Below are 25,787 nucleotides of genomic sequence, written 5' to 3'. Positions count from 1 at the left end.
CCTGGGCAAACGTGCCGCCACCCGGACGCCCGCCGCACGGCCGCGGACGGCCCACGCATGGGCCGGGCGGTGCGGGGAACCGGCCCCGGGAAGGCGAGCCGAGAGGATGACCACCATGCGCGCACTGACCGTCCGCCCGGGCCGGGACGGCTCACTCGCCGTGGAGGAGGTCCCGGACCCGGACCCGGACGCCGGTGAACTGCTGGTCCACGGTCTGGCCCTCGGCGTCTGCGGCACGGACCGGGAGATCGCCTCGGGCGCCTACGGCAAGGCCCCGCCGCACCACGACCGGCTGGTCCTCGGCCACGAGTCGCTCGGCCGGGTGGCCGAGGCACCGCAGGGCAGCGGCTTCAGCCCCGGCGACCTGGTGGTGGGCGTGGTGCGACGCCCCGACCCGGAACCGTGCGGCGCCTGCGCGCACGGCGAGTTCGACATGTGCCGCAACGGCCGTTACCGCGAGCGCGGCATCAAGGAACTCGACGGCTACGGCGCCGAGCAGTGGTGCCTGGAGCCGGACTACGCCGTGCGGATCGACCCGGACCTGGGGCTCACCGGCGTGCTCATGGAGCCGACCAGTGTCGTGGCCAAGGCCTGGGAGCAGATCGAGCGGGTAGGCGCCCGGGCCTGGTTCGAACCCCGGACCGTACTGGTGACCGGGGCCGGCCCCATCGGCCTGCTCGCCGCCCTGCTCGGCCGGCAGCGCGGCCTCGACGTGCACGTCCTGGACCGGGTCACGGACGGCCCGAAACCGGACCTGGTGCGCGCCCTCGGCGCCACCTACCACGGCGACGCGGCGGACGCCGTGCTCGCCGCCGTACGCCCCGACGTGGTGGTCGAGGCCACCGGCGCCGGCCGGCTGGTGTTCGACGCGATCCGCGGAACGGCGGCGTACGGCGTCGTCTGCCTCACCGGTGTCTCGCCCACCGGCCGGTCCCTGACCGTCGACGCGGGCACGGTCAACCGTGACATCGTGCTGGAGAACGACGTCGTGGTGGGCTCCGTCAACGCCAACCCGCGCCACTTCCGGCAGGCCGCCGACGCGCTGGCCCGGGCCGACCGGGACTGGCTGGACCGGCTCCTCACCCGCCGGGTGCCGTTGGCCCAGGCGACCCGGGCCTTCGAACGGAGCCCCGGCGACATCAAGACGGTGATCACGCTATGACGCCGGTCACCGGGCCCGACGCCCAGGCACCGGCTCCGCGCGCGGCCGACGCGACGGCACTGGCCTCTTGCACGGTCGACGCGGTCGACGTGCACGCCTTCGAGGTCCCCACCGACGGCCCGGACGGCAGGGAGCAGGACGGCACCCTGGAGTGGGACTCCACGACCCTGGTCCTCGTGCGCGTGCACGCCGGCGGCCGCACCGGCCTCGGCTACACCTACGGAAACCTCTCCGTCGCCACCTTCACGGAATCCGTGCTGGCGCCGGTGATCGAGGGCGGTGCGGTCTCCTCGCCGCCGGCGCTGTGGGAGCGGATGGGGGCGCGCATGCGCAACGCCGGCCGGCCGGGCGTCGGGGCCATGGCCCTGTCCGCCGTCGACGTGGCGCTGTGGGACCTCAAGGCGAGGCTGCTGGGGCTGCCCCTGGTCCACCTCCTGCCGGCCCGCCACGACCGCGTCCCGGTCTACGGCAGCGGCGGCTTCACCAACTACCCCCTGGACCGGCTCACCGATCAGCTCTCCGGGTGGGTCGAGCAGGGCATCCCCCGGGTGAAGCTGAAGACCTCGCGCGACCCGGAGGCCGACGCGGAACGCCTGACCGCGGTGCGCCGGACGGTCGGCGACGGCCCGGAACTGTTCACCGACGCCAACGGGGCGCTCGGCCGCAAGGAGGCCCTGTACTGGGCGCACCGGTTCCACGACGAGTGGGACGTGCGCTGGTTCGAGGAGCCCGTCGGCTCCGCGGACCTGGAGGGCCTGCGCATGCTCCGGGACCGCGGGCCCGCCCGCCTGGAGATCACCGCGGGGGAGTACGCCTTCACCGCCCAGGACTTCGCGAACCTGACCGACGGACCGGCCGTGGACTGCCTCCAGGCCGACGTCACCCGTTGCGGCGGCATCACGGGCGTACTGGAGGTCGCGGGCCTGTCGGCCACCCGGCACCTCGACCTGTCCGCGCACTGCGCGCCCGCCGTCTCCGCCCACGCCTTCTGCGCCGTGCGCCGGCTGCGGCACCTGGAGTACTTCCATGACCACGTCCGCGTCGAGCGGCTGCTCTTCGACGGCGCCCCGTCGCCCGACGGCGGCGCCCTGCGCCCCGACCCGGGCCGGCCGGGGCTGGGACTGGACGTCAGATGGCCGGACGCGGAGCCCTACCGGGTGTACGGGACCCGCCCGGCCCCGGCCTGATCACGGGTCCATGCGCTGTTGCTGCTCGCGCACGCGCTCGTTGTGCCAGGCGATGGCGGCCCGTATCTGCGGTTCCTGAAGGCCGGTCCGGCAGCCGAGCTGGTCCATGGACAGCGCGGGCGGGCCCGTGGTGAGGGCCCGGGTGAGTTTGGCCGCCCACAGCTCCTCGTCCACGAAGGGCCGGTGCGCGTAACCGTCCTTGATCACGTCGAAGTGGCCGTCGCAGCACGTCGTGATGAGCCGCAGCCCGTCGAACCACTCCTTGGTGGCGTGCGCCGCGGAGGAGTCCGGCACGTATCCGCGCACGGCCTCGTCCTCGGGGAAGATCCTGGCGCACAGGTCGCACAGTTCCATGGGGACCGGCTTCGCGGCCCGGCGGGCCTTCCTGCCCTTGCGCTTCCACATGGCGACTCCCGGGGGTCGGCGTCCGGAATGCCGGAGTTACCCGAAGGGCGGGGTGCAAACGCCCCACAGGTGAAGGTACGGGGCGCGACCGGAAGGCGCTAGACCAGCCTGACCGGCAGCTCGAACAGGTCGTTCTGCGTGACCACCGGCTTGTTGCGCAGCTCGGACGCGGGCACGGCCAGGTCGAGCCGCGGGAAGCGGCCGTAGAGCGCGGGCAGCGCCACACCGGCCTCCAGCCGGGACAGGGCCGCGCCGGGGCACACGTGCGGGCCGTGCCCGAAGGAGATGTGCCGGCTGGGCGAGCTGCGGGTGATGTCGAACTCGTCCGCCGTGGGACCGTGCGCCCGCTCGTCCCGGCCCAGCGCGCCGTACGACACGATCAGCGCGTCCCCGGCGGGTATCACCCGGTCGCCGACCGGGACGTCCTCGGTGGCGAAGCGGATCAGGACGTGGGACGTCGGGGACGAATAGCGCAGCGTCTCCTCGACGACCGCGGACCAGTCCGCCTCGCCGGAGAGCACCAGTGCCCGCTGCTCGGGGTGCGTGGACAGGTTGACCACGGAGTTCACGATCAGCGAGATCGTGGTCTCGTGCCCCGCGGCCACCATCAGCTGGAGCGTGGAGACGATCTCCGCGTCGGTGAGGTGGTCCCCGTCCTCGGAGGCACGGATCAGCGCGCTGGTCAGATCGTCGCCCGGCGCCGCGCGCTTCGCGGCGACCGTGCCGGCCATGACGCCTGCCAGCTCGGTGAGGGTGGCGACCACCTGACCGGGCGGCGTCTGCGTCGAGAAGAACCTCTCGAACAGCACCTTCAGCCGAGGCAGCCGCGCCTCCTCGATGCCCATCAGGCCGGCGACGACGTACATCGGCAGCGGGTGGGCGAAGGCGGCCTTGAGGTCGACGACGCCGCCGTCCGCGGGCAGTTCGTCCAGCAGGCGGCCGGTCAGCTCGGTGATCCGCCCCCGCATGTGCTCCACCCGGCGCGCGGTGAGCGCCTGCGCCACGAGAGTGCGCAGCCGGCGGTGCTCGGCACCGTCCACGGTGAGCATCGAGCGGCCGGGGTTGGCCAGCCCGGTCAGCGGCCAGTCCGCGGGTATCTCGCCACGCTGCCACGCCCCCCACACGCCGATGTCCTTGACCAGACGGGGATCCGTCAGGAGGGCCTTGGCCTCCGCGTGGCGCGTGACCGCCCAGACGGGCACGCCGCCCGGCAGCTCCACGGCAGCGAGCGGTCCGGCCGCGCGCAGCCGGGCACTCTCGCCGTCCAGGTCGGTGACGAACGGGTCCAGCGGGATGCGGGCTTCTTCGGTGCCGGTCGTCATGCTGACGTGCCTCTCGGGGCCAAGGGAGCGGGCCGAAGCGCGCCGGAACGGTCGCACGGCGGGCAACAGGCGATCACTATAGGGGAGTTCATGATCCGACCGAGAGGGGTCCCGTTCGATCACGGCGTGCTTCGGGTCGGTCCAGGACGGCCGGTCACAGCCGCTCGCCGGCCACGTCGTCCTCGTCCGGCCCCCGTCCGGCGGGCCGTCGGCCGCGGGCCCTGAGCAGCCTGAGACGGTCCAGGCGGGAGATCGCGGGGGACGCGGTCACCCCGTGCAGGACGACGGAGGCGAGCACGGTGAACGCCACCACGGCCCACAACTCCCCGGCGGGCACGTGGAAGCCCTCCGTACCCAGGGCGTGCGCCAGGTAGAACAGCGAACCGATGCCGCGAATGCCGAAGAAGGCGGTCACGGCACGTTCCCGGGGGCCGGCCGCGACGCCGAACTGCGCGACCCAGCCGGTCACCGGCCGGACGACGAGCAGCACGAGCAGACCGACGGCCGCGCCCCGCCAGGTCAGGTCGGCCAGGGCGCCCTGCGCCACGCACGCGCCCAGCAGGAAGAGGAGACCGGCGGTCAGCAGTCGTTCGACCTGCTCCACGAAATCGTGCAGCACGGCGTGGTAGCCGTGGTCGCGTTCGGCGGCGCGGATGCGGCAGGCGGTGACGAAGACGGCCAGGAAACCGTAGCCGTGGGCGAGTTCGGTGACCCCGTAGGAGAGGAACGTGGCACCCAGGGCGACGAAACCCTCCCGGTGCTCGGACAGCCGTACCGCCTGCCGGCCGGCCCGGAAGAAGAGCCAGCCGAGCAGCTTGCCGACGGCCAGGCCGCCCAGGACGCCGATCACGCACGCGTACAGCAGGTCGACCAGCAGCCAGTGGCCGACCCAGTCACCGGACAGGCCCGTGCCCGCAGCGGCGGTCAGCGCGATCGCCGCCATGACGACCGGGAAGGCGAGGCCGTCGTTGAGGCCGGCCTCGCTGGTGAGCGCGAAGCGCGCCTCGTCCTCGTCGTGCTCGGAGTCGGTGGGAGCGCCCACCCGTACCTCGGAGGCGAGCACCGGGTCGGTGGGCGCGAGCACGGCCGCCAGCAGCAGCGCCGCGGCCGGCGGCCAGTCCAGCAGCCACCAGGCCAGCAGCCCCGTGACCGCGACGGTCAGCGGCATGGTGATGCCGATCAGCCGCCAGGGCGCCTGCCAGCGCCGTAGGCCGAACGGGCGGTTGAGCGCGAGTCCGGCGCCCATCAGGGAGACGATGACGCAGATCTCGGTGAGGTGTTCCACCCACACCCGGTCGCGGACCAGGTCGATCTCAGGGAGCGGGGTGGGCAGCAGTTGCAGGGCGACACCGAAGGCCAGGAACACCAGCGGCATGGACAGCGGCCGTCCGGCCACCAGCCGCGGCAGCACGGCCGCCGCGAGCGCACCCGCCCCGAGCACGGCGAAGAGGAAGTCAGCCAAGGTCACCGCTGACGTGTGCCCGCCGCGGCGGAGCGGTACGCCCATCCGGTGCGTACCGGGGCGTTCGCCGGGCGCCGGCTCAGGACAGGCCGCCCTCTTCGACCACCCGGCGGGCGACCTCGCGGAGTTTCACGTTGTGGTCCTGCGAGTACCGGCGCAGTGTGGCGAAGGCCTGGTCCTCGCTGATGCGGTGCCTGCCCATGAGGATGCCCATCGCCTCACCGATGGTGTGCCGGGTGCCGATGGCCTGCTGCAGCTGGGCGTGCGTACGGGCGCTGGAGAAGGCGACCGCGGCGTGCGAGGCGAGCAGCCAGCCCGCCGTCTCACTGGCCTCCGTGAACGCCCCGGGCCTGAAGGAGTAGAGATTGAGCGCCCCGAGGTCCTCGTCCTCGGTGAACAGCAGGAACCCCATCATGCTGCCCAGGTTCAGCTTGCGGGCCTCGGGAACGTACTTGGGCCAGCGCCGTGCCTGGTCGGTGAAGTCGGCGATCCGGAACTGCCGCTGTCCCACGGCGGTCCGCGCGGCGTCGAAGCATGGCCCCTCGCCGACGCGTCCCTGCAGTTCGTCGCTTTCGACGACCACCTGGTCGGTCGGGGCGAGGGACTGCACCTGGTTGCCGCGCAGGATGAGGATGCCCGCGGCGTCGCAGCCCTCCACCAGCTCCGTCGCGGAGAAGGTGATCCGCTTCAGCGTGTCGTTCACCGACTCCTGCGCCAGGAGATCGCGCGCCAGCGACGCCATCTGCTCGGCGAACCCGCGCCAGTCGTCCATGCCGCCTCCTCCTCGCTCCGTGCAAGGGTTCCCACGAATTTCCGGGTGGCAACACCGGACCGGCGACGGCCACCGGCCCGGCTCAGCGCCGGATGAGGCCGAGGGCCGTCGCGGCGGCGACCGCGGCGGTGCGGGAGTCCACGTCCAGCTTGGTGTAGACGCGGGCCAGGTGTGACTTCACGGTGCCCTCGGTCAGATGGAGCCGGGCCGCGATGTGCTGGTTCGACAGGCCCTCGGCGACCAGGGACAGGACCTCGGTCTCGCGGCGGGTGAGCGAGGTGTGCGGCTCGCGCAGGCGGGTCATCAGCCGGTCCGCGACCGTGGGCGCGAGCGCGGTGCGGCCCGCGGCGGCGGTGCGCACCGCCGCCGCGAGGTCCTCGGGCGGTGCGTCCTTGAGCAGGTAGCCGGTGGCGCCGGCCTCGATGGCGGGCAGGGTGTCGGCGTCGGTGTCGTACGTCGTGACGATCAGGACGCGCGGCGCACCCGCCCGCGCGGTGATCGCGGCCGTGGCCTCCGCGCCGCCCATGCCCCGGCCGAACCGCAGGTCCATCAGCACCACGTCGATGTCACCCCGGCCCGCCCGGGCGACGGCCTCCTCGGCGGTCGCGGCCTCGGCGGCCACGGTGATGCCGTCCTCGGTCTCCAGCACCGCGCGCAGCCCCGCGCGGACGACGGGGTGGTCGTCGGCGAGCAGCAGACGGATCGGCGTCGGGGCGGGCTCGGTCACGGGCGTGCCTCGGGGTCGTCGGGCTCGGGTGCGGGGGCAAGTGCGGGTCCGGGGCCGGGTGCCTGCTCGCGCCTGGGCGCGGTCTCGGAGCCGGGTGGGGTGTCGGGCCCGGGCGCCGGTTCGGAGTCGGACTTGGGATCGGGCACGGCTTCGAGCGGGATGCGCGCGGTGAGCGCGGTGCCGCGCCCGCGGGCGGACTCGACGGTGAGGGCGCCGTGCAGGGCGTGCACGCGAGCCCGCATCGCCGGCAGCCCGAAGCCGCCGCCGTCCGGCCCGGGCACGGAGACGGCGCCGGGATCGAAACCCACCCCGTCGTCGGTGACGCCCAGGGTGACGCAGTCGTCGAGGTAGGCCAGCGTCACCTCGGCCTTTCCGGCCCGGGCGTGCCCGACCGTGTTGGCCAGCGCCGACTGCGCGACGCGCAGCAGGGCGACCTCGTGCGCGGTGGGCAGCGGGCGCGGCCGGCCGGCGAGGGCGAAACGGACGTCGAGACGGTGCCGCTCGGTCGTGGTCGCGCACAGGCGTCCCAGCGCGTCGGCGAGCGTGGTGTCGTCCAGGGCCGGCGGTGCGAGCGCGGCGACGAGCCGACGGGCTTCGGCGAGATTGTCCAGCGCGGCCTGACGGGCCTGGCCCACGTAGGTGGTGGCGGGCCCCGACCCCTCGGGCAGGGTCCGCTCGGCGGCGCGCAGCAGCAACTGGATGCTGGACAGGCCCTGGGCCAGGGTGTCGTGGATCTCCCGGGCCAGGCGTTCGCGTTCCTCCAGCACCCCCGCGGCCCGCTGGGCCTCCGCCAGGTCGGCACGGGTGACCGTGAGCTCCTCGATGAGCCGCCGCCGCTCCTCGCTCTCGCGGTACAGCGCCTGGTAGCCCCACACCACCGCCACGGCGACGGCGGCCCCCAGCCCCGGGCCGATCACGGTGGCCACCGTGAACGTGCCCTGGTGGGCGGCGAACGCCGCGATCGCCGCGACCGCCGTGGCGAAGACCGCGGTCAGCCCGGCCCGCCGGGACAGCAGGTGGAGCTGGACGAAGTACAGCGGGAACGCCAGCCACACCCCCTCGGCGGAGAGCGCGAGCAGCGCGAGCCACACCGCGCCGACGGCGCCCAGCCACAGCGCGGCCGCACGGCGGGACGACCGGACGGATTCGAGCGCGGGGCCCAGGGCGTACACCACACCCACCAGCGCGGCCACCGCGACGACGGCGGGCGCGTGCGGCCGGTCGTCCGCCACCGCACGCACCGCCACAAGGGCGAGCAGGCCGGCCACGAGCAGGTGCAGGCTCCAGGTCAGGGCCCGGGAGGTGGGAGTCAGCGCGTTCACGATCGTTCCAGCGTACGGACCGTGCCGGGGCCGGGCATCTGCCGAAAGTTGCAAGTCGCACCGCACCCTTCGGCCCCGGAAGTGCCTGCCCAGGAGCGAGGCCCGGCGGGCCGCCGAACGGCGACGGTGGACACCTCGCCGGCCACTCCGGCGCGTGTTCCTCCCTCCCACCATCGTCGAAAGGCCGGGCGAAGACGTGTTTGTCGCCTTGAGAGACCTGACGTTCGCCAAGGGGCGGTTCGCCCTGATGGGCGGCGTCGTCGTACTGATCACCCTGCTGGTCGGACTGCTGTCCGGCCTCACCGCCGGTCTGGCCCGGGAGAACATCTCCGCCGTCACGTCCCTGTCCGCCGACCGGATCGCCTTCGCCGCGCCGAGCGGCGGCCAGGACCTGTCGTACGCGGACTCCACCGTGACCGAGGACCAGTGGCGCCGGTGGGAGCGCGCGCCCGGCGTCCGCAGCGCCGAACCGCTGGGCATCACCACCACGCGGGCCACCGCGGGCGACCGCGGCACCGGCGTGTCCGTCTTCGGTGTCGAACCCGGCTCGCGCCTGGCACCCGGCGGCGACCGCGTCGACGACCGTACGGTGCTGATGCCGGACTCGGTGGCCGATGGACTCGGCGTGCGCGAGGGCGGCACCGTGGCACTCGCCGGCCGGCGGCTGGCCGTCGCCGTCACCGGCCACGACGTCTCCTTCAGCCACACGCCCGTGGTGTGGACGAGCCTCACCACGTGGCAGTCCGTCGCCCCGCCCACCGGCGGCACCGACGGGCACTCCGCCACGGTGATCGCTCTCGACACCGCCCCCGGCGCCGACCTCGCGGCGACGGACCGGGCGGCGGGCACCGACACCGTGAGCAAAGACGAATCGCTCTCCGCGATCGGCTCGTACACCTCCGAGAACGGTTCGCTGCAGCTGATGCGGGGATTCCTCTTCGCCATCTCGGCCCTGGTGACCGGCGCCTTCTTCACCGTGTGGACGATCCAGCGCGGCGGCGACATCGCGGTGCTGAAGGCCCTGGGCGCCACCACCGCCGCACTGCTGCGCGACGCGCTCGGCCAGGCCGTCGTCCTGCTGGCCGGCGGCACCCTCGTGGGCACCGCCGCCGCGGTCGCGATCGGCGCCGCGGTGTCCGGCTCGGCCGTCCCCTTCGTCCTCACACCCGCCACCGTCCTCGTCCCGGCCGCCGTGATGATCCTGCTCGGCGGCCTCGGGGCGGGACTCGCCGTCCGCCGTATCACCTCCGTCGACCCGCTGACCGCCCTGGGGAACGCCCGATGAGCCTGTGCCTGACCGACATCACCCTCACCTACCCCGACGGCGACAGCCGGCTGACCGCCCTCGACCGCGTCACCCTGGAGGTCCCGAGTGGCCGCCTGACCGCCGTCATCGGGCCCTCCGGCTCGGGCAAGTCCAGCCTGCTCGCCGTGGCCGCGACCCTCATCACGCCCGACTCCGGCACGGTCACCGTGGACGGCGCCGACACCACCGGGATGAGCCGCGCGGAACTGACCGACCTGCGCCGGCACCGGATCGGCGTCGTCTTCCAGCAGCCCAACCTGCTGCCGTCCCTGACCGCGGCCGAGCAGCTCCAGGTGATGGCCCACATCGACGGGCGCCGGGCGCGCGCCGCCCGGGGCCGGGCGCTGGACCTCCTCGACGCGGTCGGCCTGGCGGACCGGGCCGACCGCCGGCCCCACCAGCTCTCCGGCGGCCAGTGCCAGCGCGTCAACATCGCCCGCGCCCTGATGAACGACCCCGGTGTGCTGCTCGTCGACGAACCCACCAGCGCCCTCGACCACGAGCGGGGCGCCGCCGTCGTCGACCTCATCACCCGCCTCACCCGGGAGCGCGGCACGGCCACCGTGCTGGTCACCCACGACCACGCCCATCTGGCCGCGGCCGACCGGGTCACCGAGGTGCACGACGGCCGCCTCGGCCTGCCCGCGGCGGCCGGCTGACGCGGGCTCAGGCGCCGCCGGGCCCCGGATCCCGTCCGGCGGCGTCCCGCGGCTGGATCCGCATGCCGGGACGCCGTCGGTGGACGGTCAGGTACGTCACGCCGTCCGGGCCCGCGGCGACGCCCCGCGCCGAACCGTGGGGCAGCCAGGTGAGGGCGCCCGTGCGCAGTGGGCGCTCGCCGTCGGCGCAGACCAGGTCCGCCGTTCCGTCCAGGACGAGCAGCAGGACGTCGAGGTCCGGCTCGGTGTGCGTGCCGACCCGCCCGCCCGCCGGGACGCGGACGACGTTGGCGTCGAGCTGCCGCCCCGGCTCCGCGAGCCTCCACAGGGCGCCGGCCGCCGCGTCGCCGCCGAGCGAGAGGACCTCCGCCGTGTCGCACAGGACCCGGGGGAGGGGAGCGTCGTCCGCCGGGGTGTCCGCCGTACCCCGGGCCGGGGAGCCGTCGTCGTCCGCTGCCATCCGAAGTCACCCTCCTCGCGCGTCCCGTGACGCATTCCACAAGATCATGGCCGCCAGTAAATGCGAATCTAACATGCGCATTTGATAGCGTCCGGGTCGTGCGGCTGACGAAGTTCACCGACCTGGCACTGCGTTCGGTCATGCGCCTGGCGGTCCTGAAAGACGGCGACGACCCGCTGACCACCCGTGAGGTGGCCGAGGTCATGGGTGTGCCGTACACGCACGTGGCCAAGGCCGTCACCCGTCTCCAGCACCTCGGTGTCGTGGAGGCGCGACGCGGCCGCGGCGGCGGTCTGACACTGACCGACCTGGGGCGGCAGGCCTCCGTGGGCCGGCTGGTGCGCGAACTCGAGGGGGACGGCGAGGTGGTCGCCTGCGAGGACGACCCGCCCTGCCCGCTCCGCGCGGCCTGCCGGCTGCGCAGGGCGCTGCGGGACGCCCAGGAGGCCTTCTACGCCTCACTCGACCCGTTGACCGTCGCCGACCTGGTGGCGTCGCCCACCGGCCCGGTCCTGATCGGCCTGACGGACCGCCCCTCGGGGTGAGCGCCGGCCCGTCGCCGCGGTCCGGCCGGTCCGCTCCGGTACCGGCCTGCTTCAAAACACGAATATCATCTACCAATTAAGGAGTCGCTGTGCTCTCCGAACAGTCGGTCCCCGTGGTCCGCGCGACCCTCCCGGCGGTGGGAGCGGCCATCGGTGACATCACCACGCTGTTCTACCGGAAGCTGTTCGACGCCCACCCCGAGCTGCTGCGGGACCTGTTCAACCGCGGCAACCAGGCCAGCGGGGAGCAGCAGCGGGCCCTGGCCGGCTCCATCGCCGCGTTCGCCGGCATGCTGCTGGAGCGCCCCGACGCCCGCCTGGACGCGCTGCTCTCCCGGATCGCGCACAAGCACGCCTCCCTCGGCATCACCTCCGACCAGTACAAGATCGTCCACCGCCATCTGTTCGCCGCGATAGCGGAGGTGCTCGGCGACGCCGTCACCCCGGAGGTGGCCGCGGCCTGGGACGAGGTGTACTGGCTGATGGCCAACGCGCTCGTGGCCGCCGAAACCCGTCTCTACCAGGAGGCGGGCGTCGCCGAGGGCGAGGTCTGGCGCCCGATGGAGATCACCGAGCGCACCGAGGAGACCCCCGACGCGGTCTCCCTCGTACTGCGGCCCGCCGACGGTCGCCCGACGCGGCCGTTCCTTCCCGGCCAGTACGTCGGCGTGCGGTCCTCGCTGCCCGACGGCTCCCGGCAGATCCGCCAGTACAGCCTGTCCGCGGCGCCGGGCCGGACCGGCTGGCGCATCACCGTCAAACGCGTCCGGGGCGACGGGCGGCCCGAGGGCGAGGTCTCCTCCTGGCTCCACGCGCACGCCCGTCCGGGCGACGTCCTCACCGTCTCCGCGCCCTTCGGCGACCTGGCGCTCGCGGAGAACGACGGCCCCCTGCTGCTCGCCTCGGCGGGAATCGGCGTCACCCCCGTACTGGCCATGCTGGACCACTTGGCGGCCACCGGCTCCACCCGCCCGGTGACCGTCGTCCACGCCGACCGGAGCCCCGCCGACCACGCCCACCGGCAGGAACACCTCGGCCTCGTACGGGCACTGTCCGACGCCCGGCTCCACCTGTGGTACGAGGAGCCCGGTGAGGGGGCGCCGGAGGCGGCGGCCGGCCGCGCCGACGTCACCGGTCTCGAACTGCCCCCGGGGCTCACCGCCTACCTGTGCGGACCGGTGCCCTTCATGCGTGCCGTCTGGGGCGACCTGCTGCGCCGGGGAGTGCCGGCCGAGGCCGTCCACTACGAGGTCTTCGGCCCCGACCTCTGGCTCGGGCGGCAGTAAGGGCGGAGGGCACGCGCGAGGCGTCAGGCCGCCGTGAACGCGGTGGAGATGGCGGTGTCGATCCGCGCGTGCACCACCAGCCGCGGGCCGGAGGCGTCGGCGTTGTCGTCCAGCAGCCGCCGGACGGGCGCGCTGTGGGTGACGACGCTCATCAGCACACCGAGGCGACCGCACCACTGATGGGCCCGGAGCACGGCGCTGACCGCGGCGGGGCTGCCGGCCCGGTCGGTCAGGAGGATGACGACGGGCGTCGGCTTGTGCGCGTCGACCAGGTTGGTGATGTGCGTGGTCAGCGCGGCCCGCCCGTCGATTCCCGGGTCCTGGTCCAGCGTGATGACCAGGACCCCATGCTCCAGGGTGTGGGACAGCATCGCGGCCTCCGATCCGACGCCTCGTGGCGAAGTTGTGTCCAGTGAAAGTGCCCAGGGCGGGGTCCGCAATGCGCCCGCCCCGCACCGCCCCGTCCGGGCGACCGGAGCCGAGTACGATCGTCCGGTTCGCCCCGACCGCCACGAGGAGTCCCGACCGGTGCCCGCCCTGCTGCCCCAGCCCCGTACCGGGGCCCGTCTGCCGGTCCCGGAGTGCCTGACGCGAGTGGAGGACGGCGAACGGCTGCACGCCCTGCTCTGGCGTCCGGGGCCGGGCTGGCGCACGGTCAGCAGCGCCGTCCTGGGCGGCGGGGTCACCGAGAGCGAGTGGGTGCTCAACGCCCAGGTGGCCCACGGCTATCGGCGCACCGACCCCGCCCGGCACCTGGCCGGCCTGGCGCGTGACGCCGGCGCGCGGGGGCCGGGTGTGGGCCTGATGACGGCCGCCGACGTGTCGGCCTACGCCGGCGCGCGGGACGGCGGTGCGCAGGCCGTGGTGACCGCGGGCATCTCCGTGCGCGGGTGGGCGGCCTCGCCCGAGGCGGGCGCCCCCGGGGCCCCCGCGCCGGGGACGATCAACATCGTCGCCGCGCTCCCGGTCGCGCTGACCGACGCCGCCCTGGTCAACGCGGTGATGACGGCGACGGAGGCCAAGGTGCAGGCGCTGCTGGACGCGGGCCTCGACTGCTCCGGCACTCCCACGGACGCCGTGTGCGTCGTCGCCCGCACCCCGCAGGACGGTGCCGCGCTCCACTCCTTCGCCGGCCCCCGCTCCGAGTGGGGAGCCAGGCTCGCCCGCGCCGTCCACCGGGCCGTGCTCGGCGCGCTGCCCGAGCGTCCCTGAACTGGCCCGTTACAACGGCGTCCGGCGCCGCACCGCGAGCGTCCGCAGAGCCAGTGCCCCGGCGAGCAGCACCCAGGCCACCGCGCAGTAGGCCCACGCGGTCCCGCCCCGTGCGACACCGACGGCACTCCAGACGGCCCACAGCGCGAGCACCACGCACAGCGCCGTCCAGGCGATGTCGGCGGCGCGGGTGCGCAGTCGGGCGCGCTGGCGGGTGCCGGGCTCCAGTTCGCCGAGGCCGTTGTCCGCGGTGCGCTCGTGCTCGTCCACGTCGGGCTCCCTTCGGGGTCACGGATCGGATCGCCGCAGCGCGGACTCCGGGTACCCGGGGGCTCGTTGGCCAAGCGGTCGCCCGGGCGGGGGGACGCGCACGCGCACGGGGGCGGCCCGGCCGGGCCGCCCCCGTCGACCGTCCTGTGGACGCTCAGCGCTGCGAGGTCTTCTCCAGCGCCTTGTCGAGCGCGGCCTGGAAGCCGTAGGCCCACAGCTGGTTGACCCGGCTGCGCTCGGCCGAGTTCGGGTAGGCGTTGGTGCAGGACGGGCCGGGGCCGCCGCCCGACATCAGCTCGCTGCACGGGCCGGAGTAGTGGTCGGGCAGACCGAGCACGTGCCCCGTCTCGTGGGCGGTCACGCGGGTCGAGTCGTACACCTGGTTCTGCCGGTAGTCGAGGAAGATGTAGCCGTTGCCGTGTCCGTCGGTGGACGCGTACGAGCCGCGCGAGTCGTTGCCCTCGTAGTACGCGAAGTCCGCGCCCGAGCTTCTCTCCGCGAGCCGCACGTTGGACACCGAGCTGTTCCAGATCTGAGTGGAGCGGGCTATCTGGTTGCGGAAGCTGGGCGCGTTGGAGGCGCTGTAGTAGACGGTCACGGCGGCCGTCGAGGACGGGTTGGCGGCGCGCTTCTCGGCGACGGACTTGATGACCGCCTCGAAGAACGCCCGGTTCGCGGCTGCGTCCTCGCCCGAGCCGGCGGCGGGCTGGTAGCCGAGCTGGGCGGTCTTGGCGGGTGTCTGGGGAGCTGCGACGGTAGCGGCAGGGGTGCCGAGCACGGCCGCCGTCAGGCCGAGGCCGACCGCGGTGGAGAGCAGGGGCATGCTGATGCGCATCGATGACTCCTTGTGTGGGGGAGTGGGGAGAGAAGTCGTCACCGGTGAGTGTGGAGCGCCCATGGACTCGCTGTGATGATGGCAACCGGTGATAGGGCGGGGCTATCACCGCCGGACGCCACCGCCGGACGGCGCCCCGGAACCAGCTTCGACCGGAGTGCAGAACTCGCCCTGGTCCGCCGCGTTTTGTTCACCTGGCGCAACCAACTGTTCCGCTTTACGCTCCCTGCATGGAGCTCGAGGTGAGGCACCTACGCGCACTGTGCGCCATCGCCGACGCGGGCAGCCTGCACCGGGCGGCACGTCAACTGGGCGTCGCCCAGCCCACCTTGAGTACGCAGCTGGCCCGGATCGAACAGGCGCTGGGCGGGCCCCTGTTCGTCCGCGAGCGCACCGGCTGCCGCCCCACCCCGCTCGGCCGGTCGGTCCTCGGGCGGGCCCGCCCGCTCCTCGCCGACATGAGCACCCTGGTCCGCGAGGCCCGCGCCGCCGCGGCCGGCGGCGACAGCAGGCTGCGCGTCGGCTCCACCGCGAGCCGCGCGCTGTCCGGCTGGCTGCGCCGGCTCAGACGCCCCGGTCTGGAACCCACCCTCCAGATGGACGTCTCCGCCAACGCCCTGCTGCGCCGGGTCACCGAGGGACAGCTCGACGTGGCCTTCGTGCACGAGGTCGAGGGCAGCCCGCTGCGCATCCCCGAGGGCCTGCGGCTGCGGGTCCTCGTGGAGCGTGAACCGCAGTTCGTCATGCTGCCCGCCGATCACCCGGCGGCCGGCCGGCCCGTCGTCCGCCTCGCCGACCTCGCCGACGACCGCTGGATGGTCGACCCCACCGTCGACGGCGAGTGGGACGGGGTGCACCGCATGCTGCGCGCCGTCGGGCTCAACCCCCGTGTCCTGCACGGCGACTACCACACGGCCGCCTCCCTCGTCGCCACCGGCGAGGTCGTCACCGTCTGCCAGCCCAGCTCCCAGTCGCGCCCCGACATGGCGGTACGGCGCCTGCACGGCGACCCGCTCGGCGTACGCCTCCTGCTGGCCGCGCGCACCCGGGCCGAGCTGGAAGCCGTCTACCCGGCGCTGGAGGAGGCGTACTGGGAGGTGGCGCGTCAGTCGACCGCCTACCGGGAGTGGCTGGAAGGCGCCGGGCCCCGCGCCGGTGCCCCGTTCACGCCCGGGGCCCGTACCGCAACGGACCGGGCGGTGTTCGTACCGGCTCGCTGAGCCGTGTCGGCCATTGCGGTGGTTTCCACCCGAAACCTGTATGACAAGACGGTCATATGGTTACGGAGAGGTGTATGAGCTCTGTGCGACGTCTCCCGCCTCTTCGTTCGATGGCCGTCATCTGCGCGCTGGGCAGCTCGGTGCTGCTGGTGACCGGTTGCACGAACGCCGACACGACACGCTCCAGTGTCGCCGAGGCGGCCCAGACCACCCCTGCCACCAACACCGCCTCCCCCACCGGTACCAGTACCGGTACGACCTCTCCCTCCCCCTCTCCATCCGAGTCCATGACCGATGACCAGGCCGAGCGCAAGGCCCTCGTCCCGATGGCGAAGGTCACCTGGGACAAGGCGGCCGACACGGCCGTCAAGGAGGTCCCCGACAGCAAGCTCGTCGACCTCGAACTCAAGCGCACCTCCGCCGAGGCCACCGCGTCGACCGGTTCGCCCAGCCCGAGCATGCCCAACCCGGCCCCCAGCCAGGGCGCTCCCGAATGGGAGGCCAAGGTCGCCACCGCCGACGGCACCGTGCACCGGATCGACATCGACGCCGTCTCCGGAAAGGTCTTCCGCACCCAGGCCGAGGACCAGGACGCGGACGACAAGCAGCAGCTCGCCGACCTGCTGAAGAAGGCCACCCAGACGCCTGAGCAGGCGGTGAGGGCGGTCACCGACAACGCCAAGGGCACCGTGACCCACGTCGAGCTGGACGAGAACGACGACCAGAAGGCCATCTGGTCCGTCGACGTGGTCTCGACCGACAACTGGAACAAGACGACCCTGGACGTCGACGCGACGAACGGCGAGATCCTGCGCGAGCACGTGGACCGCGACTGAGCGACCCCCACGTCGCCGTGAGAAGTACCTGACGACGACGGGAGCAGCCGGGTGACTCATCCGGCTGCTCCCGTCGTGCGCGTCCGCGGACCTCAGGCGGCCGGTTCGACGGCCTTCGCCCCCGCGGCCGCCGCCGTGCGCGGCAGGGTGAGTACGGCCAGGAACCCGAGGACCGCCACCGCGGCGAAGAAGTAGAAGCCCCACGGGTGGCCGACCCCGGACGAGACCAGCGCACCGGTGATCGACGGGCCCACGATCGAGCCGATCCGGCCGATCCCCGACGCCGAACCGAGCGCGGTGCTCCGCACGGAGGCCGGGTAGTAGGCCGTCACGTAGGCGTACACGAGCACCATGGCCGAGAAGACGAAAACGCCGGTGAGGAAGACGACGACGTTGAGCATCAGGTCGCTCTCCATCTTGATGCTCAGGCAGGCCAGCATGAGCACCGAGACCGCGAACCAGACCATCGTGGTGCCTTTGATGCCCCGTCGGTCGGCGACGAATCCGCCGAGCACCAGCCCGACCACACCGCCGATGTTGAGCACGAGGAGCTGGGTGACGGCCGTGGGCACGGGGTAGCCGGCGTCGTTCATCAGCTTCGGCAGCCAGGTGTTGAGGCCGTAGACCAGCAGCAGCCCCATGAACGACGCGACCCAGATGCCGGTGCCCGCCCGCAGGTACGCCGGCTTGAGCAGCTCGGTGAACGGCACCCGCTGTTCCCCGTCCTGCTTGGCCCGGACGAAGGCCTCCGACTCCGGCAGCCTGAACCACTGGACGGCGGCGACCACGAGGCCCACGACGCCGAGCAGGTAGAAGAGGATCTCCCAGTTGTCGGTCACCTGGAGCGCGAGCAGCGAGGTGATCACCGCACCGGTGTGGTAGCCGGTCATGGTCAGCGTGCTGGCCCGCGCCCGGCGGCCGGCGGGCATGTGCTCGGCCATCATCGTCAGCGACACGGGCATGCAGGCGCCGAGCCCGAGTCCGGCGACGAGCCGCAGCGCGGCGAACATCCAGACGGAGGTCGCGAGCGGCACCACGATGGTGAAGACCGAGAACAGCACCACCGAGCCGATGAGCAGCCGGCGGCGGCCCAGCCGGTCGGCGAGCGGCCCGACACAGACCGCGCCGATGGCGACGCCCACGAGCGAGAGCGTCGCGATGGTGGTGGCGTCACCCGCGGTCATGCCGAGGTGGTGGGTCTTGAGCAGGGTGGGGATGATGGCGCCGAGGACGACGAGGTCGTAGCCCTCCAGCAGGACGGTGATCCAGCACAGGACCACCGTCCACGCGCTGCTGCCGGTGCGGCCTGCCTGCGCGGGCGCGCCGGACGTGGTGGCGGAAGCCATGATGAGTCTCCCCCCGGGGGACGGGTGTGAGTGGGCGGAGCCGGAGCCGGCCCGGCCGGGGTGGCCGGGCCGGCCGGAACGAGGGGCCGGACGGGTCAGAACGGGTAGTCGGCGATGTCCGGGCGGACCGTGACCCACTGGGTCTCGGTGAACGCCTCGATGTTGGCCGTGGCGCCGCCGAAGCGGGAGCCAGTGCCGGAGGCCTTGACACCGCCGAACGGGGCGCCCGGCTCGTCGCTCACCGTCTGCTCGTTGATGTGGACCTTGCCCGAGTCGATCCGGTCGGCGAGCTTCATCGCCGGCCCGACGTCCCCGAGGATGCCGACCGACAGCCCGTACTCGCAGTCGTTGACGATCCGCGCGGCCTCCTCGAGCGTCGAGAAGGAGATGACGGGGGCGACGGGACCGAAGATCTCCTCGCGCCAGGCCGGCATCCCGGTCGTCAGGCCGGTGAGCACCGTGGCCCGGTAGCCCGCGCCCGCGATCTCGCCGCCGGCGGCGATCTTCGCACCCGCCGCCACGCTGTCGGTGACGATGCCGTGCACCCGCTCCAGCTGGCGGCGGTCGATGATCGGGCCGAGCGCCACGTCCTCGCGGGCCGGGTCACCGACCGGCAGCGCCTCGGCCTTCGCGGCGAGCGCGGCGGTGTACTCCTCCACCAGCGACTCGTGCACGATGTGCCGGCCGGTCGTCATGCAGATCTGTCCCTGGTGCAGGTACGAACCGAACGCCCCCGCGGAGGCCGCCTTCGGCACGTCCGCGCCCGGCAGCACGACCAGCGCGTTGTTCCCGCCCAGCTCCAGGTGGGCCCGCTTGAGCAGCCGCCCGGCCTGCTCGCCGATGATCCGCCCGACCGGCGTGGACCCGGTGAAGGAGATCACCCGGACCTGAGGGGCCTCGACGACCGCCCGGCCGACCGCGCCGTCGCCCGGCAGCAGGTGCAGGACACCGGCGGGGAGCCCGGCCTCCTCGAAGATCCGGGCGATCACGACACCGCCGCTGACCGCGGTGCGCGGGTCCGGCTTGAGCAGCACGGCGTTGCCGAGGGCGAGCGCCGGGGCCACCGAGCGCAGGCCGAGGATGAGCGGGAAGTTGAAGGGGGCGATCACGCTCACCACACCGGCCGGGCGGCGGCGGGCGAGCGACCAGCGGGCCTCCTCGGAGGTGAGCACCTCGCCCTGCGGGTGGGTCGGCAGGCCCGCGCACTCGAAGCACTCGCCGATCGCCAGCCCCACCTCGAAGCCGGCCTTGGCGCGCACCGAGCCGGCCTCGCGCACCAGCCAGTCCTCGATCTCGGCGGCGTGCTCGGTGAACAGCTCACCCGCGCGGCGCAGCACCGCGGCCCGCCGCTGGGGCGGGGTCGCCGCCCACTCCCGCTGGGCCTCGGCGGCCCGCGCGGCGGCACGGCCCGCGTCCTCGGCCGTGGCGAGCCCCACCGAACCGAGCCGCTCTCCGGTCGCCGGCTCGGTCACCGGGTGCTCTGCGGGGGAGTCCTGCCAGCCGTCGCTGAAGAACTTCCGGCCCCAGACGTCGCTGTCCAGGAATGTCATCGTCTTCCCCTTCTTCGGGACTACTTCGGAACCAGTCGTGTGTCAGGAGGGTGCGGTGAGGGCGGTGTCCACCTGGATCAGGCGAGGGTGGTCGGGGCGCTCGGCGAGTACCGCGCGCAACTCCTCGGCCCCGCCGACGTGCTGGGCGCGCACCCCGTACCCCTCCGCGACGCGGGTGAAGTCCAGCCCCGGGATGTCCAGTCCGGGCGCGTCCGGTACCCCGAGCAGACCGCCGAACCAGCGCAGCGCCCCGTAGGTGCCGTTGCGCAGCAGCACGATCGTCAGCGGCACCCGGTGCTGCGCGGCCGTCCACAGGGCGGTGATGCCGTAGTTGGCCGAGCCGTCCCCGATCACCCCGGCGACCGGCCGGCCGGGCTGGGCCATCGCCACGCCGACGGCGCCGGGCAGGCCGAAGCCGAGCCCGCCGGCGGCCGGGAAGTAGTACGAGCCATGGCGGCGCAGGTCCATCTGACGCCACCACGCGGAGTTGGTCGACGTGGACTCGACGACGTACGCGGTGTCACCGGGCAGTTCGTCGCGCAGCGCGGCGAAGACCTGCTCGGGGTGGAGCGCCGGTCCGTCGGCGGTGAGCGGCTCGGGCGCGGGTCGGTAGGGGCGGCCCGAGGGCTCGCCGGGCGCGTCGAGGGACCTCAGCAGCAGGCCGATGACGGCGCCGGGGTCAGCGACCAGGGCCTCGCCCATCGGTGCCCGCGCGGCGGCCGACGCGTCCTCGGTCACCTGGATCAGCCGCGTGCCCTCGGGCAGGTAACGGCCGGGCAGGTACTCGTGGTAGCGGAACACCGGCGCGCCCAGCACCAGGACGAGGTCGTGCCCCTCGAATGCCTCGGAGACGGGCGCGATCCCGGCGGGCAGCACACCGCGGAACTGCGGGTGCCGGTTCGGGAAGGGCAGCCGGAAGAGCGAGGGCGCCGCCCACACCGGACCGCCCAGCCGCTCCGCCAGCCGCACGGCGTCGTCGAACAGGTCCGCCGAGTCGATGTCCCCGCCGAGTACGAGCGCCGGGCGCCGGGCGGCGGCGACCCGCTCGACCAGTCGGCTGCCCTGCTCGCCGCCGGGCACCGAGGCGCGCTCGACCCGGCGGTCGAGCACCGCCAGGGCGTTGTCGTCGGCCTCGGCCGACCAGTCGTCGTACGGCACGGACAGGTACGTCGGCCGCCGCTGGAGCCGCGCCTCGAAGACCGCCTGCGCCAGCGCCCGCGGCACGTCCTCGGCACACGCCGGTTCCGCGGCCCAGCCGACCAGTGGCTTCATCAGGGTCTGCGCGTCGACGCTGGCCAGGTTGGCCTCCGGCCCGATGGCGGGCCGCACCTGCTGCCCGGCCAGCACCACCAGCGGCGTGCGGGAGGCCACGGCGTTCGTCAGCGCCCCCATCGCGTTGCCCGAACCGGAGGCGGCGTGCAGGTTGACCAGGACCGGGCGCCCCGACGCCTGGGCATAGCCGTCCGCCATGCCGACGACCGCGCCCTCGTGCAGACCGAGGACGTAGCGGAACGCGTCGGGCAGGTCGGCGAGGAAGGGCAGCTCGTTGGAGCCCGGGTTGCCGAAGACGGTGGTAAGGCCCTGGCGCTCCAGGAGATCGTGGGAGACACGGCGCACGGATGGCACGGACGTTCCTTTCGCAGTGATGTCCGACACGCTAAGGACCCCGCGACATGGGCACCAATAGATGTTTCGGCGAGCCGATATAGAGTCCTTCTATATGGGCACCTTCGATCTCAACCTGGCCCGCGTCTTCGTCCTGCTCTACGAGACCGGCAGCGTCACGGCCACCGCGGAGACGCTCCACGTCACCCAGCCCACCGTCAGCTACAGCCTGGGCAAGCTGCGGCGCCACTTCGACGACGAACTCTTCCGCCGCAACGGACGCGGACTGACGCCCACGGCCGGCGCCCGGCGGCTGTACGAGCCGCTCCAGCGCGCCCTGGCGGAGATCGACGGGACGGTCCGGCAGGGCGACGCCTTCGACCCCGCCACCATGTCGGGCCGCTTCACCATCGCCCTCTCCGACCTCGGGGAGGCGACCCTGTTGCCGCGGCTCCTCGCCGCCGCACGCGAGCGGGCGCCGGGGGTGTCGTTCACGGTCCGCCCGTTCGACGTGGAGGACGCCGAGAGCCAGCTGCGCCGCGGCGACCTCGACGTGTTCGTGGCCACCCCGGTGATCACCTCGCACCTGACGGTGCGCGTCCCGCTCTTCCGGGAGCGCTACGTCCTCATGGTCGCCGCCGACCATCCCCGGATCCGGGGCGACGCGGTCACGCTGCCGGACCTCGCGGCCGAGCACCACGCGACGGTCTTCGGGCCGAGCGGACACGTCGCGCCCCGGGCGGTGCTGGCGGCGCACGGACTCCTGGAGCGGGTGGCCGTGGACGCCACCCGCTTCTCGATGCTGCCCTACCTGCTGGAGCAGACCGACCTGATCGCCATCGTCCCCGAGTACGTCGGGGAGGTCTTCACCGCCTCCCACCGGGTGCGCCTGGTGCGGCTGCCCTTCGAGGCCGAGCCGATCGAGATCGCCCTGTACGCACGGCACGAGTCCTCGCGCAGCCCGGCGCAGCGGTGGCTGGTCCAGTTCATGGCCCAGGTGCTGGGCGAGCAGGTGAGCCCGGCCCAGCTCCCGCCGACCGCGGCGGCGACGTAGCGGTCACCGTCCGGACGTCACCCCTTGCGGCCCACCCCGCCGAACATGGCGACCTCGGCGGGGAGTTCGCCGTCACCGGACTCCGGGCGCCAGCGGTTGCAGGAGACCACGCCGGGCTCCAGCAGCTCCAGCCCGTCGAAGAACCGGGCCACGGCGTCCGGGGTGCGCTGCGTGAGCTTGGGCGTGCCGTTCTCGTTCCAGAAGGCCACGGCCGCGTCGACGTCGGGCATGTCCGGCCGGGTGACGGTGTGCGACAGCACCAGATGACTGCCCTCGGGCAGGGCGTCGACCAGCCGCCGCACGATTCCGTACGCCTCCTCGTCGTCCTCGACGAAGATGACCACGCCCAGCAGCACCAGCGCCACGGGCCGGCTCAGGTCCAGCGTGCGCGAGGCGTGCTCGAGAATCGTGTCGACGTTGCGCAGGTCCTCGTCGAGGTAGTCGGTGCGGCCCTCGGGTGCGCTGGTGAGCAGCGCCTCGGCGTGGGCCAGGACGATCGGGTCGTTGTCGACGTAGACGATGCGGGACTCGGGCGCGACGCGCTGGGCGACCTCGTGGGTGTTGTCCGCCGAGGGCAGCCCCGTACCGATGTCGAGGAACTGCCGGATGCCGCACTCACCGGCCAGATGACCCACCGCGCGCCCCAGGAAGAGGCGGTCGGCGAGGGCGTAGTCCCCGATCCCGGGGTGCAGCCGGCGTATCTGGTCGCCCGCCTGCCGGTCGACCGGGTAGTTGTCCTTCCCGCCCAGCCAGTAGTTCCATATGCGGGCCGTGTGCGGCTGGTCCGTCCTGATCCGGCTGCGCGCTTCGTTCACGGCGGGCGACTCGGGCATGGGAAGTCCTCCGGTGCGGCTGGATGATCACTCAACGACAAACGTAGCCCGCCGAGTTGACGCCCGCCGGAACACGTACGGGTTTGCCGCGGCGGCGAGAGGCAAAGCGGAGTCCATGAGCGATCCGAACAAGGACACGAGCCAGAAGCGCACCACCACACGGACCGCCGAGGTCAAGGCCCGCGGCGTCGCGGAGGAGGCGGCCGCCTCCACCTCGCGAGCCGGGAAGGCCGCCGCGGACAAGGCCGGTGACACGGCGTCAGCGGCCAGGGCGGGCGCCCGGCGTTCGGCCGAGGCCGCGAGCGGTGCCGTGCAGACGGCGGCCAAGGGCGTCGCAGCCGGCCGGCAGGCGGTCGTCACCACCTCGGGCCAGGTGGCGACCAAGGCCAAGACGGCATGGGCGGTCATCGCCCACCGAAAGCTGGTCGCCGCGGGCGTGGGCGCCGGCGTCACCGCGCTCAGCGCCGCCTCGTACGCGGTGGGCCGCCGCGCGGGACGCCACACCCACGGACCCCTCACCCGGCTCACCGGCGGCCGGATCTGACGTTCGCCGGACGGCCCCCGTCGCCGACGGTCGCGCCGGTCCGGGCGCGCCGGGCCGCCGCGCGCCCGGCCCCCGGCCCTTCCTCCGCACCCCGACCGGCGGCCGTCGCGCCCCCGCCTCGGTCACGCGTTCACCGTAACCCCGGCCCTCACCTCGGGTGCCGCTCCCCGGACAGGGGAAGATGGGTCCGCGAGCGATTGCCCGACGATGCGGAGGAGTGGGCGCATGCAGCATGACCGAGCCGGGAAGCCGGCCGGCCCCGAGGACCTGATCGACGTCGCCAGGCTGGTGACGGCGTACTACGCCGTGCAGCCGGACCCGGCGGAGCCCGGCCAGCGCGTGGCCTTCGGCACCTCCGGCCACCGGGGGTCGTCCCTGGCGGCCGCGTTCAACGAGGACCACATCGCGGCCACCAGCCAGGCCATCTGCGAGTACCGCGCCGCACAGGGCACCGACGGTCCGCTCTTCCTGGGCGCCGACACCCACGCCCTGTCCGAGCCGGCCAGGATCACCGCGCTGGAGGTCTTCGCGGCCAACGACGTGACCGTCCTGATCGACACCGCGGACGGCTACACCCCCACCCCCGCCGTCTCCCACGCCATCCTCACCCACAACCGGGGCCGCGCCTCCGGCCTCGCCGACGGCGTGGTCGTCACCCCCTCGCACAACCCGCCCTCCGACGGCGGCTTCAAGTACAACCCCCCGAACGGCGGCCCGGCCGGCTCCGACGCCACCTCCTGGATCCAGGACCGCGCCAACGAGATCATCGCCGCCGGGCTCAAGGACGTACGACGCGTCCCGTACGCCCGGGCCCTCGCCGCGCCCGGCACCGGCCGCCACGACTTCCTCGGCGCCTACGTCGGTGACCTGCCGAGCGTCCTCGACCTCGACGCGATCCGGTCGGCGGGCGTGCGGATCGGTGCCGACCCGCTGGGCGGAGCCTCCGTCGCGTACTGGGGCCGCATCGCCGAGCAGCACCGCCTCGACCTGACGGTGGTCAATCCCCTCACCGATCCCACCTGGCGGTTCATGACGCTGGACTGGGACGGCAAGATCCGCATGGACTGCTCGTCGCCGCACGCGATGGCCTCGCTCATCGAACAGCGCGACCGCTTCACCATCGCCACCGGCAACGACGCGGACGCCGACCGGCACGGCATCGTCACCCCGGACGCCGGGCTGATGAACCCGAACCACTACCTCGCCACGGCCATCGCCTACCTCTACGCCCACCGCGGCGCATGGCCCGCCGACGCCGGTGTGGGCAAGACGCTGGTCTCCTCCGGCATGATCGACCGGGTCGCCGCCGACCTCGGACGCCCACTCGTGGAGGTGCCCGTCGGCTTCAAGTGGTTCGTGGACGGACTGGTCGACGGCTCGCTCGGCTTCGGTGGCGAGGAGTCCGCCGGCGCCTCCTTCCTGCGCCGGGACGGCTCGGTCTGGACGACGGACAAGGACGGCATCATCCTGGCCCTCCTCGCCTCCGAGATCACCGCCGTCACCGGGAAGACACCGTCCGAGCACTACGCGGCCCTCACCGCCCGCTTCGGCGAACCCGCCTACGCCCGCATCGACGCCCCGGCCACCCGCGAGGAGAAGGCGCGCCTGGCCAAGCTGGCCCCGGCCGAGGTCACCGCCGGCACACTCGCCGGCGAGCCGGTCACGGCGGTGCTCACCGAGGCACCGGGCAACGGGGCGTCCATCGGCGGCATCAAGGTGACCACCGAGAACGCCTGGTTCGCGGCCCGGCCCTCCGGCACCGAGGACGTCTACAAGATCTACGGGGAGTCGTTCCTCGGGGCGGACCACCTCCGTCAGGTGCAGGACGAGGCCAAGCTCGTCGTCCTCGGGGCGCTGGGCGACTGAC

The 25,787-nt window shown here is 73.5% G+C and carries 26 protein-coding genes; 12 read left to right on the top strand and 14 right to left on the bottom strand.

The window, feature by feature from the left end:
• Positions 1-115: 115 nt before the first annotated feature.
• Both ACFW47_RS22015 and ACFW47_RS22010 read left to right on the top strand, forming a co-directional pair.
• Positions 116-1,162: a glucose 1-dehydrogenase gene (locus ACFW47_RS22015; RefSeq protein WP_386306753.1), complete on the top strand. Its 1,047-nt coding sequence runs from the start codon at positions 116-118 to the stop codon at positions 1,160-1,162.
• Complete coding sequence (locus ACFW47_RS22010) at positions 1,159-2,349, top strand: enolase C-terminal domain-like protein (protein ID WP_386306752.1); 1,191 nt, start codon at positions 1,159-1,161, stop codon at positions 2,347-2,349. The genes ACFW47_RS22015 and ACFW47_RS22010 overlap by 4 nt, the downstream gene beginning before the upstream one ends.
• On the opposite strand, the gene ACFW47_RS22005 is transcribed toward ACFW47_RS22010, so the two are convergent.
• The 6 genes from ACFW47_RS22005 to ACFW47_RS21980 all read right to left on the bottom strand — a co-directional run bounded on the left by ACFW47_RS22005 (position 2,350) and on the right by ACFW47_RS21980 (position 8,359).
• Positions 2,350-2,754 carry a hypothetical protein gene (locus tag ACFW47_RS22005; RefSeq protein WP_386306750.1) on the bottom strand — a complete coding sequence of 135 codons (405 nt, stop codon included), beginning with the start codon at positions 2,752-2,754 and terminating at the stop codon, positions 2,350-2,352.
• Between the two features lie 98 nt (positions 2,755-2,852).
• Positions 2,853-4,076 carry a cytochrome P450 gene (locus ACFW47_RS22000; protein ID WP_386306748.1) on the bottom strand — a complete coding sequence of 408 codons (1,224 nt, stop codon included), beginning with the start codon at positions 4,074-4,076 and terminating at the stop codon, positions 2,853-2,855.
• Positions 4,077-4,230: 154 nt separating this feature from the next.
• Positions 4,231-5,544, bottom strand: coding sequence for a cation:proton antiporter (locus ACFW47_RS21995; RefSeq protein WP_386283586.1), 1,314 nt, complete (start codon positions 5,542-5,544; stop codon positions 4,231-4,233).
• Between the two features lie 73 nt (positions 5,545-5,617).
• On the bottom strand, positions 5,618-6,310 hold the full coding sequence (locus ACFW47_RS21990) for a GAF and ANTAR domain-containing protein (protein ID WP_386283584.1): 693 nt from the start codon (positions 6,308-6,310) through the stop codon (positions 5,618-5,620).
• 82 nt (positions 6,311-6,392) lie between these two features.
• Positions 6,393-7,037, bottom strand: coding sequence for a response regulator (locus ACFW47_RS21985; protein WP_386283582.1), 645 nt, complete (start codon positions 7,035-7,037; stop codon positions 6,393-6,395).
• Positions 7,034-8,359 carry a histidine kinase gene (locus tag ACFW47_RS21980; protein WP_386283579.1) on the bottom strand — a complete coding sequence of 442 codons (1,326 nt, stop codon included), beginning with the start codon at positions 8,357-8,359 and terminating at the stop codon, positions 7,034-7,036. Before ACFW47_RS21980 ends, ACFW47_RS21985 begins: the two co-directional genes overlap by 4 nt.
• 196 nt (positions 8,360-8,555) lie before the next feature.
• Here ACFW47_RS21980 and ACFW47_RS21975 point away from each other — a divergent pair, with 196 nt between their 5' ends.
• On the top strand, positions 8,556-9,644 hold the full coding sequence (locus tag ACFW47_RS21975; RefSeq protein WP_386306818.1) for an ABC transporter permease: 1,089 nt from the start codon (positions 8,556-8,558) through the stop codon (positions 9,642-9,644).
• Positions 9,641-10,324 (top strand): ABC transporter ATP-binding protein, encoded by a 684-nt coding sequence (locus tag ACFW47_RS21970; RefSeq protein WP_386283576.1) that lies wholly within the window; start codon positions 9,641-9,643, stop codon positions 10,322-10,324. Before ACFW47_RS21975 ends, ACFW47_RS21970 begins: the two co-directional genes overlap by 4 nt.
• Before the next feature lie 7 nt (positions 10,325-10,331).
• Here ACFW47_RS21970 and ACFW47_RS21965 read toward each other — a convergent pair whose 3' ends face one another.
• Positions 10,332-10,784, bottom strand: coding sequence for a hypothetical protein (locus ACFW47_RS21965; RefSeq protein WP_386283574.1), 453 nt, complete (start codon positions 10,782-10,784; stop codon positions 10,332-10,334).
• Between the two features lie 98 nt (positions 10,785-10,882).
• Here ACFW47_RS21965 and nsrR point away from each other — a divergent pair, with 98 nt between their 5' ends.
• Positions 10,883-11,329 (top strand): nitric oxide-sensing transcriptional repressor NsrR, encoded by a 447-nt coding sequence (gene nsrR / locus ACFW47_RS21960; RefSeq protein WP_386283572.1) that lies wholly within the window; start codon positions 10,883-10,885, stop codon positions 11,327-11,329.
• Between the two features lie 89 nt (positions 11,330-11,418).
• Entirely contained in the window at positions 11,419-12,615 is a 1,197-nt protein-coding gene (locus tag ACFW47_RS21955) for a globin domain-containing protein (protein WP_386306747.1), read from the top strand.
• 23 nt (positions 12,616-12,638) lie between these two features.
• Here ACFW47_RS21955 and ACFW47_RS21950 read toward each other — a convergent pair whose 3' ends face one another.
• Positions 12,639-12,986 (bottom strand): hypothetical protein, encoded by a 348-nt coding sequence (locus ACFW47_RS21950; RefSeq protein ID WP_386283567.1) that lies wholly within the window; start codon positions 12,984-12,986, stop codon positions 12,639-12,641.
• 157 nt (positions 12,987-13,143) lie between these two features.
• On the opposite strand from ACFW47_RS21950, the gene ACFW47_RS21945 reads away from it, so the two are divergent.
• Positions 13,144-13,827: an adenosylcobinamide amidohydrolase gene (locus ACFW47_RS21945; protein ID WP_386306746.1), complete on the top strand. Its 684-nt coding sequence runs from the start codon at positions 13,144-13,146 to the stop codon at positions 13,825-13,827.
• A gap of 9 nt (positions 13,828-13,836) precedes the next feature.
• Here the strand turns inward: ACFW47_RS21945 and ACFW47_RS21940 are convergent, their stop codons facing one another.
• Together ACFW47_RS21940 and snpA are read right to left on the bottom strand one after the other, a co-directional pair.
• Complete coding sequence (locus tag ACFW47_RS21940; protein ID WP_386283562.1) at positions 13,837-14,097, bottom strand: hypothetical protein; 261 nt, start codon at positions 14,095-14,097, stop codon at positions 13,837-13,839.
• 154 nt (positions 14,098-14,251) lie between these two features.
• Positions 14,252-14,932: a snapalysin gene (gene snpA, locus ACFW47_RS21935; protein WP_386283560.1), complete on the bottom strand. Its 681-nt coding sequence runs from the start codon at positions 14,930-14,932 to the stop codon at positions 14,252-14,254.
• A gap of 230 nt (positions 14,933-15,162) precedes the next feature.
• Between snpA and ACFW47_RS21930 the strand changes: the two genes are divergently transcribed.
• Both ACFW47_RS21930 and ACFW47_RS21925 read left to right on the top strand, forming a co-directional pair.
• Positions 15,163-16,152, top strand: coding sequence for a LysR substrate-binding domain-containing protein (locus ACFW47_RS21930; protein ID WP_386306745.1), 990 nt, complete (start codon positions 15,163-15,165; stop codon positions 16,150-16,152).
• 74 nt (positions 16,153-16,226) lie between these two features.
• Positions 16,227-16,988 (top strand): PepSY domain-containing protein, encoded by a 762-nt coding sequence (locus tag ACFW47_RS21925; RefSeq protein ID WP_386306744.1) that lies wholly within the window; start codon positions 16,227-16,229, stop codon positions 16,986-16,988.
• A gap of 92 nt (positions 16,989-17,080) precedes the next feature.
• On the opposite strand, the gene ACFW47_RS21920 is transcribed toward ACFW47_RS21925, so the two are convergent.
• From ACFW47_RS21920 to mdlC, 3 genes are all read right to left on the bottom strand, one after another.
• Positions 17,081-18,334, bottom strand: a complete 1,254-nt coding sequence (locus ACFW47_RS21920) for an MFS transporter (RefSeq protein ID WP_386306742.1) — start codon at positions 18,332-18,334, stop codon at positions 17,081-17,083.
• Between the two features lie 95 nt (positions 18,335-18,429).
• Positions 18,430-19,884 (bottom strand): benzaldehyde dehydrogenase, encoded by a 1,455-nt coding sequence (locus ACFW47_RS21915; protein WP_386283552.1) that lies wholly within the window; start codon positions 19,882-19,884, stop codon positions 18,430-18,432.
• Between the two features lie 42 nt (positions 19,885-19,926).
• Positions 19,927-21,510, bottom strand: a complete 1,584-nt coding sequence (gene mdlC / locus ACFW47_RS21910) for a benzoylformate decarboxylase (protein ID WP_386283550.1) — start codon at positions 21,508-21,510, stop codon at positions 19,927-19,929.
• A 94-nt stretch (positions 21,511-21,604) separates the two neighbouring features.
• Here mdlC and ACFW47_RS21905 point away from each other — a divergent pair, with 94 nt between their 5' ends.
• Positions 21,605-22,543: a LysR substrate-binding domain-containing protein gene (locus ACFW47_RS21905; protein WP_386306741.1), complete on the top strand. Its 939-nt coding sequence runs from the start codon at positions 21,605-21,607 to the stop codon at positions 22,541-22,543.
• 17 nt (positions 22,544-22,560) lie between these two features.
• On the opposite strand, the gene ACFW47_RS21900 is transcribed toward ACFW47_RS21905, so the two are convergent.
• Positions 22,561-23,376: an SAM-dependent methyltransferase gene (locus ACFW47_RS21900; protein WP_386306740.1), complete on the bottom strand. Its 816-nt coding sequence runs from the start codon at positions 23,374-23,376 to the stop codon at positions 22,561-22,563.
• A gap of 115 nt (positions 23,377-23,491) precedes the next feature.
• Between ACFW47_RS21900 and ACFW47_RS21895 the strand changes: the two genes are divergently transcribed.
• Together ACFW47_RS21895 and pgm are read left to right on the top strand one after the other, a co-directional pair.
• Positions 23,492-23,920 (top strand): hypothetical protein, encoded by a 429-nt coding sequence (locus ACFW47_RS21895; RefSeq protein ID WP_386283544.1) that lies wholly within the window; start codon positions 23,492-23,494, stop codon positions 23,918-23,920.
• 225 nt (positions 23,921-24,145) lie between these two features.
• Positions 24,146-25,786 carry a phosphoglucomutase (alpha-D-glucose-1,6-bisphosphate-dependent) gene (gene pgm / locus ACFW47_RS21890; RefSeq protein ID WP_386306739.1) on the top strand — a complete coding sequence of 547 codons (1,641 nt, stop codon included), beginning with the start codon at positions 24,146-24,148 and terminating at the stop codon, positions 25,784-25,786.
• Position 25,787 lies beyond the last annotated feature (1 nt).

This window comes from Streptomyces sp. NPDC058796, from assembly GCF_042745235.1.
Taxonomy (GTDB): domain Bacteria; phylum Actinomycetota; class Actinomycetes; order Streptomycetales; family Streptomycetaceae; genus Streptomyces.
The sequence above is the reverse complement of the archived record's forward strand: the minus strand, read 5'-3'. Positions and strand labels throughout refer to the sequence as shown.

What these genes read in the sequence shown, in the direction of transcription:
- ACFW47_RS21970 (WP_386283576.1), top strand. Translation starts at nt 9,641, where the DNA reads ATGAGCCTGTGCCTGACCGACATCACCCTCACCTACCCCGACGGCGAC.
- ACFW47_RS22005 (WP_386306750.1), bottom strand. Translation starts at nt 2,754, where the DNA reads ATGTGGAAGCGCAAGGGCAGGAAGGCCCGCCGGGCCGCGAAGCCGGTC.
- ACFW47_RS22010 (WP_386306752.1), top strand. Translation starts at nt 1,159, where the DNA reads ATGACGCCGGTCACCGGGCCCGACGCCCAGGCACCGGCTCCGCGCGCG.
- snpA (WP_386283560.1), bottom strand. Translation starts at nt 14,932, where the DNA reads ATGCGCATCAGCATGCCCCTGCTCTCCACCGCGGTCGGCCTCGGCCTG.
- ACFW47_RS21990 (WP_386283584.1), bottom strand. Translation starts at nt 6,310, where the DNA reads ATGGACGACTGGCGCGGGTTCGCCGAGCAGATGGCGTCGCTGGCGCGC.
- ACFW47_RS22015 (WP_386306753.1), top strand. Translation starts at nt 116, where the DNA reads ATGCGCGCACTGACCGTCCGCCCGGGCCGGGACGGCTCACTCGCCGTG.
- ACFW47_RS21965 (WP_386283574.1), bottom strand. Translation starts at nt 10,784, where the DNA reads ATGGCAGCGGACGACGACGGCTCCCCGGCCCGGGGTACGGCGGACACC.
- pgm (WP_386306739.1), top strand. Translation starts at nt 24,146, where the DNA reads ATGCAGCATGACCGAGCCGGGAAGCCGGCCGGCCCCGAGGACCTGATC.
- ACFW47_RS21950 (WP_386283567.1), bottom strand. Translation starts at nt 12,986, where the DNA reads ATGCTGTCCCACACCCTGGAGCATGGGGTCCTGGTCATCACGCTGGAC.
- ACFW47_RS21920 (WP_386306742.1), bottom strand. Translation starts at nt 18,334, where the DNA reads ATGGCTTCCGCCACCACGTCCGGCGCGCCCGCGCAGGCAGGCCGCACC.
- ACFW47_RS21900 (WP_386306740.1), bottom strand. Translation starts at nt 23,376, where the DNA reads ATGCCCGAGTCGCCCGCCGTGAACGAAGCGCGCAGCCGGATCAGGACG.
- ACFW47_RS21930 (WP_386306745.1), top strand. Translation starts at nt 15,163, where the DNA reads ATGGAGCTCGAGGTGAGGCACCTACGCGCACTGTGCGCCATCGCCGAC.
- ACFW47_RS21915 (WP_386283552.1), bottom strand. Translation starts at nt 19,884, where the DNA reads ATGACATTCCTGGACAGCGACGTCTGGGGCCGGAAGTTCTTCAGCGAC.
- ACFW47_RS21925 (WP_386306744.1), top strand. Translation starts at nt 16,227, where the DNA reads ATGAGCTCTGTGCGACGTCTCCCGCCTCTTCGTTCGATGGCCGTCATC.
- ACFW47_RS21895 (WP_386283544.1), top strand. Translation starts at nt 23,492, where the DNA reads ATGAGCGATCCGAACAAGGACACGAGCCAGAAGCGCACCACCACACGG.
- ACFW47_RS22000 (WP_386306748.1), bottom strand. Translation starts at nt 4,076, where the DNA reads ATGACGACCGGCACCGAAGAAGCCCGCATCCCGCTGGACCCGTTCGTC.
- ACFW47_RS21905 (WP_386306741.1), top strand. Translation starts at nt 21,605, where the DNA reads ATGGGCACCTTCGATCTCAACCTGGCCCGCGTCTTCGTCCTGCTCTAC.